The 6,557-nt window shown below is 47.7% G+C and carries 7 protein-coding genes; all 7 read left to right on the top strand.

From position 1 onward, the window contains the following. The first annotated feature begins 378 nt into the window (after positions 1–378). The 7 genes from KW93_RS16265 to recO all read left to right on the top strand — a co-directional run bounded on the left by KW93_RS16265 (position 379) and on the right by recO (position 6,553). On the top strand, positions 379–1,338 hold the full coding sequence (locus tag KW93_RS16265) for a PhoH family protein (RefSeq protein ID WP_033544106.1): 960 nt from the start codon (positions 379–381) through the stop codon (positions 1,336–1,338). A gap of 114 nt (positions 1,339–1,452) precedes the next feature. Continuing rightward, positions 1,453–3,588 carry an HD family phosphohydrolase gene (locus KW93_RS16270; RefSeq protein WP_033544107.1) on the top strand — a complete coding sequence of 712 codons (2,136 nt, stop codon included), beginning with the start codon at positions 1,453–1,455 and terminating at the stop codon, positions 3,586–3,588. 15 nt (positions 3,589–3,603) lie between these two features. Continuing rightward, entirely contained in the window at positions 3,604–4,086 is a 483-nt protein-coding gene (gene ybeY, locus KW93_RS16275; RefSeq protein WP_033544108.1) for an rRNA maturation RNase YbeY, read from the top strand. Further along, positions 4,073–4,426, top strand: coding sequence for a diacylglycerol kinase family protein (locus KW93_RS16280; protein ID WP_033544112.1), 354 nt, complete (start codon positions 4,073–4,075; stop codon positions 4,424–4,426). Before ybeY ends, KW93_RS16280 begins: the two co-directional genes overlap by 14 nt. A 20-nt stretch (positions 4,427–4,446) precedes the next feature. Beyond that, positions 4,447–4,857, top strand: coding sequence for a cytidine deaminase (locus KW93_RS16285; protein ID WP_033544109.1), 411 nt, complete (start codon positions 4,447–4,449; stop codon positions 4,855–4,857). Further along, positions 4,841–5,758, top strand: coding sequence for a GTPase Era (gene era, locus KW93_RS16290; RefSeq protein ID WP_033544110.1), 918 nt, complete (start codon positions 4,841–4,843; stop codon positions 5,756–5,758). The genes KW93_RS16285 and era overlap by 17 nt, the downstream gene beginning before the upstream one ends. Before the next feature lie 12 nt (positions 5,759–5,770). Continuing rightward, positions 5,771–6,553, top strand: coding sequence for a DNA repair protein RecO (gene recO, locus KW93_RS16295; RefSeq protein ID WP_033544111.1), 783 nt, complete (start codon positions 5,771–5,773; stop codon positions 6,551–6,553). The last annotated feature ends 4 nt before the right edge of the window (positions 6,554–6,557 follow it).

The raw sequence follows: 6,557 nt of genomic DNA on the forward strand, positions 1-6,557 counted from the left end.
CAAGTCTTTGCGACGAAGCAGCGCAGCGATCCAGGAGCACATCTATGCCCTTCGCCAGCTGCCGCTTCTTTCTGGTTCCGTGCAGTATTAAAGTGTTATGTTTTCAGTCATTAAATATTATGATACTTCTTTAAAGAAGATAATCAGAGAAATGGAGTAAACAGCGCAGGCGCCCTAGGGAGCAGGCGAATGCCGACGAGGCTGGCGCAGCTGTTTTGCGGAATATGGTTTCTTACAATTCATTCTCAACAAGCTCAAAATCGATTCAATCATTATAATTATATTATGTAAACTAAATTGTGAGATAATATTTTACAGGTATTCCTGTTTAGTGATATTGTAAAATCAGAATAAAAAATATGACCAGGGAGTGTCCGAATGACAGACAACGAATTACTAGAACTTCATGTGAAAGATCCGAATGAAGCGGTGCTTCTGCTTGGCATTTCTGATAACCACATGACACTGATCGAAGAAGCATTAAATATTCAAATCATTACCCGTGGAGAAGTCATCAAACTGTCGGGAGACGAAGACGGCAAAGAAACCGGTAAATTATTAATAGAACAATTACTGAAAGTGATCCGCAAAGGAATTAATATCGACCAGCGCGACATAGTCTCTGCAATCGAAATGGCGAAAGCCGGCACCATCGAATATTTCGCTGAATTATATGATGAAGAAGTGGCCAGAAATGCGGCAGGAAAAATCATCCGTGCGAAAACGATCGGACAGCGCCATTATATCCGCGCCATCCGGAGCAAAGACCTGACTTTCGCAATCGGGCCGGCCGGTACTGGTAAAACGTATCTGGCTGTTGTCATGGCTGTTCAGGCATTGAAAAACGGCAGTGTCAAACGCATCATTTTGACGCGTCCAGCTGTTGAAGCTGGTGAGAGCCTGGGCTTTCTGCCGGGCGACCTGAAAGAAAAAGTCGATCCTTATCTGCGCCCGCTCTATGATTCCATGCATGATGTGCTCGGAGTGGAACAGACGAACCGCTTTATTGAAAGAGGCACCATTGAAGTTGCGCCACTTGCCTACATGCGGGGGCGGACGCTGGACGAAGCGTTTGTAATCCTGGATGAAGCGCAGAATACGACAAAAGCCCAGATGAAAATGTTTTTGACGCGGCTGGGCTTTGGATCGAAAATGATCATTACCGGCGATAAGACGCAAATCGATTTGCCGCGCGGAGCTGAATCCGGTTTGATTGCCACAGAAAAAATTCTGAAAGGCGTCAGCGGAATCCAGTTCATGTATCTGGAAAGCGGTGACGTCGTGCGCCACCCTCTTGTGTCAAAAATAATAGACGCTTATGAAAACCAGCCGATCTAAGGCTGGTTTTTTTCTGATTTCTTTCTGTCCGACAAAGATGGTAATATTTCGGAAAAATCGTGAAATCCTGCTGCGATATTGATATGATGTAAGTACTAAGAGTGGGGTGGTCACATGGTTTCAAAGATACGGGCAATTTATAAAAAGATAGGATTCAGGTTTTTTTCCTGGACAATGATTTTTTTGATCGGCATCATCCTTTACAGTTTTTTATACAGTACAGTCAAAGGCGATACATATAATGTCGAGCTGTTCCAGTTGTCGGATGAAACGATCAGGTCTTCCAAAACTGTCGAAGACCCCGTCAAAACAGAATTGGAACGGCAGCGCGCAGCCGCGGAGCTGATGCCAAGCTATAAGTTCAATGATGAACTGGCAGACAATCAATCCGCTGTGATCGCTTCCTTATTCGGCTATGTGCAGGATGTTAAAAATGCGGAGCAGGCAGAAGGTGCCGAAGAACTGGATCAAGCTGAAGCCATGCAGAAAATGGTGGCAGAGCTTCGTGAAACGACGCGTTTGATGGAGACAAGTGAAAACGGGTTAAGGCTGACGGACGATATGCTGCGTACGCTCCTGACACTGCCGGACGAGCGCCTTGTCACAGTCCAGAAAGAAATTGAGGACACAGTGGAAAGTATTCTCGCTTCCCCTGTACGGGAAGAAGATGTCGCAGGTAAACGCAATGAAGCGGAGCAGCTGATCCGCACGAACAGCGATATTCCGGCATCTGTTCTTCAGGCCGCCGTTTCAATCGGCCGCTTCGGCATCAGTGCCAATGAAACTGTGGATGAAAGTTTGACGGAAGCCCAGCTGAAACAGGCGAGGGACAGTGTGGAACCGACTAAGATCCTGCAGGGCCAGGTGCTTGTCCAGGAAGGCCAGGTGATCGACAGGGAAGTTTACCGTCAGCTGGAGCTTGCGGGCATGACAGAAAATCAGACTGATCTGAAGCCGGCTCTCGGACTGTTATTGTTTGTCGGCATCGCCATGGGGTTATTATTAATAGTAACCCAGCGGTCAACTGATGCGGAACAGCGAAAGATCATCACGCTATGGGTTTTGGCTGCGGCCATAACCATCTCTTTGACATTGATGAAATTACTCAGTGCAGTCAACGGCAATTTTGATGTGGAAATTTCGTTTCTTTTCCCGACTGCGCTTTCCGGCATGATCGTGCGCATGCTGATCAATGAAAGAGCTGCGATTTTCGTCACTTTCATTACAGCTGCCAGTGCAGGAATTATGCTGCATAACGCTTTTTCACCGATTCTTCAAATGGAAATCGTCCTGTACATTTTATTTGGCGGGCTCGTGGGCGTTTATTTGATCGAAAGTGATGACCGGCGCGCGAGGCTGCTGCAGACCAGCCTGCTGGTGGCCATCGCCAACGCTTTGTTTATCGGCTTTTATCTGCTGCTGTCCCAAAGCCAGTATGACATGGCGGAAATCGGGTATTACTTCACAGCTTCCATTATTTCAGGTTTATTGTCCGGCGCATTGACCATTGGCCTGCTGCCGTTTTTCGAATGGGCTTTTGGCCTTCTGTCGCCGATGCGTCTCATTGAATTATCGAATCCCAACCATCCGCTGCTGAAAAAAATACTGACTGAAACTCCCGGTACTTATCACCACAGCGTCATGGTCGCAAATCTGGCGGATGCATCATGTGAAGCCATCGGCGCAAATGGTTTGCTGGCCAGAGTCGGCTGCTATTACCACGATATCGGCAAGACAAAACGGCCGCAGTATTTTATTGAAAATCAAGTGAATATCGCTAATCCGCATGATTCGCTGCCGCCGAAAACAAGCCGGGATATTATTCTGGCGCACGGCAGCCAGGGAGCGGAATTGCTGCGCAAGCATAAGATGCCGAAAGAAATCATCGATATCGCTGAGCAGCATCATGGCACCAGTTTATTGAAATATTTTTATTACAAAGAAAAAGAAAAAAATCCGGAGCTGGCCGAAAAGGATTTCAGATATACGGGGCCTAAACCGCAGACAAAGGAAAATGCCATCATCATGGCGGCCGACAGCATTGAAGCTGCGGTCCGATCGATGAAAGATCCTACATCTGAAAAGATAAAAAAATTGGTGGATGCAATTATTGACGATAAACTGAAAGACGGGCAGTTTGATGAATGCGATTTGACCATGAAAGAGCTGAAGACAGTCAAGAATGTCATGTGCGAAACCTTGAACGGAATTTTTCATACCCGAATCGAATATCCGACTGAAAAAGAATAGAAGGAGGTTTCCGGCATGTTAACAATCGATTTTATGGATGAAACCGAAACACTGCAGGAAAGTGACCTGCATTTTGTGGAAAAAATTCTGCAGCATGCAGCGGTGGAGGAAAATATTGGAGAAGCGGAAGTATCCGTCAGTTTCGTCAGCAATGAAATGATCCGGGAAATCAACCGTGAATACCGCGGCAAAGACCAGCCGACCGATGTCATTTCATTTGCCATGGAAGAGGCAGGAGCTGGGGAAGTGATGATACAGGGAGTCGATGAACCGCGGGTGCTCGGAGATATCATCATTTCCCTGGACCGTACAAGAGAGCAGGCGGCAGATTACGGCCATTCATTTGAACGGGAACTCGGTTTTCTCGCCGTCCACGGATTTCTTCATCTTCTCGGCTACGACCATATGGAAGAAGAGGATGAAAAGGAAATGTTTGCGAAACAGGAGGCGATTTTGAAATCGCTTGGAATCACCCGTGATGGCCATGAAAGTGAATAGGTTTTTTCGGTCTTTCATTTTTGCCTCTGCAGGCATCAGGGAAGCATTGCGGAGTGAACAGAATATCCGGTTTCATTTTATGGCTGCTGCAGTCGTTGTTGCGGCCGGGCTATTGACCGGCCTTTCCGGTACCGAGTGGATAATTGTCACAGGAGTGATCGGCGGGATGCTCGCCCTTGAAATGTTCAATTCGTCGATGGAGCGGATTGTTGATCTCGCTAGCCCGGATCTGCACCCTTTGGCCAAGCAGGCAAAGGACATGGCAGCAGGCGCAGTTTTGGTATTTGCCATTGCAAGTGCTATAATTGGCTTACTAATATTTTTACCAAAATGGTTTTAATCTATATAGAGGTGATGGAAATGGAAAAAGAACAATTATTGGAACAGGCAATCGCAGCACGCGGAAATGCCTATGTACCTTATTCAAAGTTTCCTGTAGGCGCTGCGCTGTTGACGGCAGAAGGAAAAGTCTATTTGGGATGCAATATTGAGAACGCTGGTTATTCTATGACCAACTGTGCAGAACGCACGGCTATGTTCAAGGCCGTTTCAGAAGGGGACCTTAAATTCGTCGCGCTCGCTGTATCGGCTGATACGGAAGGTCCTGTGTCACCATGCGGCGCCTGCCGCCAGGTGCTGGCAGAATTCTGTGCTCCGGATATGCCGGTTTATCTGACAAATTTAAAAGGCGATGTTCAGGACACAACAGTCAGCAAACTGCTGCCAGGAGCATTTACAACGGAGGATTTAAAATATGCAGCAAGAAAATAAAGGTTTCAAATCAGGTTTTATTTCCATCATCGGGCGTCCGAATGTAGGGAAATCTACGTTTCTTAACCGGGTCGTCGGCCAGAAAATTGCCATCATGAGCGATAAGCCACAAACGACACGCAATAAGGTACAGGGTGTTGTTACGACAAATGATTCGCAGATGGTCTTCATCGATACACCAGGAATCAACGAACCGCGCCATAAACTGGGCGACTTCATGCTTAAGGTTGCCAAAAACACCTTCCGTGAAGTGGATGTGCTGCTGTTTGTGGCAAGTGCTGCAGACCGCATCGGCAAACAGGACCGCTATGTTTTGGATATGCTGAGAGGCATTGAAGTGCCGGTGTTTTTGGTGCTCAACAAAATCGATCAGGTGAGTCCGAACGATCTGCCGAAAATCATCGAATCGTACCGCAGTGAATTCGATTTTGCGGAAGCGATTCCGATTTCGGCTTTGCAGGGCAATAATGTTGAAAACCTGCTGGCAAAAATTGCTGAGCGGCTTCCGGAAGGACCGCAGTATTACCCGGCCGACCAGGTCACTGATCATCCGGAGCGCTTCATCATTTCCGAATTGATCCGTGAAAAGGCACTGCATCTTACGCGCGAAGAAATCCCCCATTCGATCGCCGTTGTCATCGAGAAAATTGCTCCGGATGAGGAAAATCCTGAAATGGTCCGTGTACAGGCTACCATCATGGTGGAACGCGATTCACAAAAAGGCATTGTCATCGGTAAAAAAGGTGCTTTGCTGAAAGAAATCGGTTCCCGCGCACGCGCAGACATCCAGAATCTCCTCGGCTCGAAAGTCTATCTGGAATTATGGGTGAAAGTGCAGAAGGACTGGCGCAATAAAGCTCTCCATCTGCGTGATTTTGGATTCAGAGACGACGAATACTAAGGAGCAGACTTCATGCAGAGTCAATTAGAGGGCATTGTCATCCGAACGATGCCATACGGCGAAAACAATAAAATCGTCACTCTTTTTACCCGTGAAGCAGGGAAGATCACATGTATGGCAAGAGGCGCAAAAAAGCCGACAAGCCGGCTGGCGGCCATCACTCAGCCATTTACCCACGGGACCTATTCCATCTACAAAGGCAAAGGCATGGGGACCCTGCAGGCCGGCGACCAATTGGAATCGCTGCGCCATATAAAGGAAGATCTAATGTCCACAGCCTATGCGAGTTACGTGGCCGAGCTGGTCGACAGGCTGACAGAGCAGGATGAACCCCAACCCGGCATCTATGAAATGCTGTTTCAGGCGCTGCATGCCATTGAGGAAGGCTACGATCCTGAAGCGATTACGCTTTTCGTTGAATGGAAGATGCTGCAGACGGCCGGCCTGGCTCCGACACTTCATGAATGTTCGAATTGCGGAGCGGCGGAAGGGGAATTCGCTTTTTCTTTCCAGGAACTTGGCTTTCTCTGCCACCGCTGTTTCCATATCGACCCCTATATCATCCGCTTGAGCCCCGCGCTGGTAAAAGTAATCCGCACCTTGTATTTTGTGCCGATTGAACGGGTGGGCAGCCTCACGCTGAAAAAGGAAACAAAATCGTTATTGAAACAGATTGTCCGCACTATCTACGAAGAACAGGCCGGCATCAGGCTGAAATCAAGAAAGTTCCTTGAACAGCTCGAACGGACGCCTGAATTCCTTCCGAAAAAAGAAGACCCGCCCAAAGACGAATAGTCTT

Source organism: Planococcus sp. CAU13, assembly GCF_000775575.1.
Classification (GTDB): domain Bacteria; phylum Bacillota; class Bacilli; order Bacillales_A; family Planococcaceae; genus Planococcus.

What these genes read in the sequence shown, in the direction of transcription:
- KW93_RS16265 (WP_033544106.1), top strand. Translation starts at nt 379, where the DNA reads ATGACAGACAACGAATTACTAGAACTTCATGTGAAAGATCCGAATGAA.
- KW93_RS16270 (WP_033544107.1), top strand. Translation starts at nt 1,453, where the DNA reads ATGGTTTCAAAGATACGGGCAATTTATAAAAAGATAGGATTCAGGTTT.
- ybeY (WP_033544108.1), top strand. Translation starts at nt 3,604, where the DNA reads ATGTTAACAATCGATTTTATGGATGAAACCGAAACACTGCAGGAAAGT.
- KW93_RS16280 (WP_033544112.1), top strand. Translation starts at nt 4,073, where the DNA reads ATGAAAGTGAATAGGTTTTTTCGGTCTTTCATTTTTGCCTCTGCAGGC.
- KW93_RS16285 (WP_033544109.1), top strand. Translation starts at nt 4,447, where the DNA reads ATGGAAAAAGAACAATTATTGGAACAGGCAATCGCAGCACGCGGAAAT.
- era (WP_033544110.1), top strand. Translation starts at nt 4,841, where the DNA reads ATGCAGCAAGAAAATAAAGGTTTCAAATCAGGTTTTATTTCCATCATC.
- recO (WP_033544111.1), top strand. Translation starts at nt 5,771, where the DNA reads ATGCAGAGTCAATTAGAGGGCATTGTCATCCGAACGATGCCATACGGC.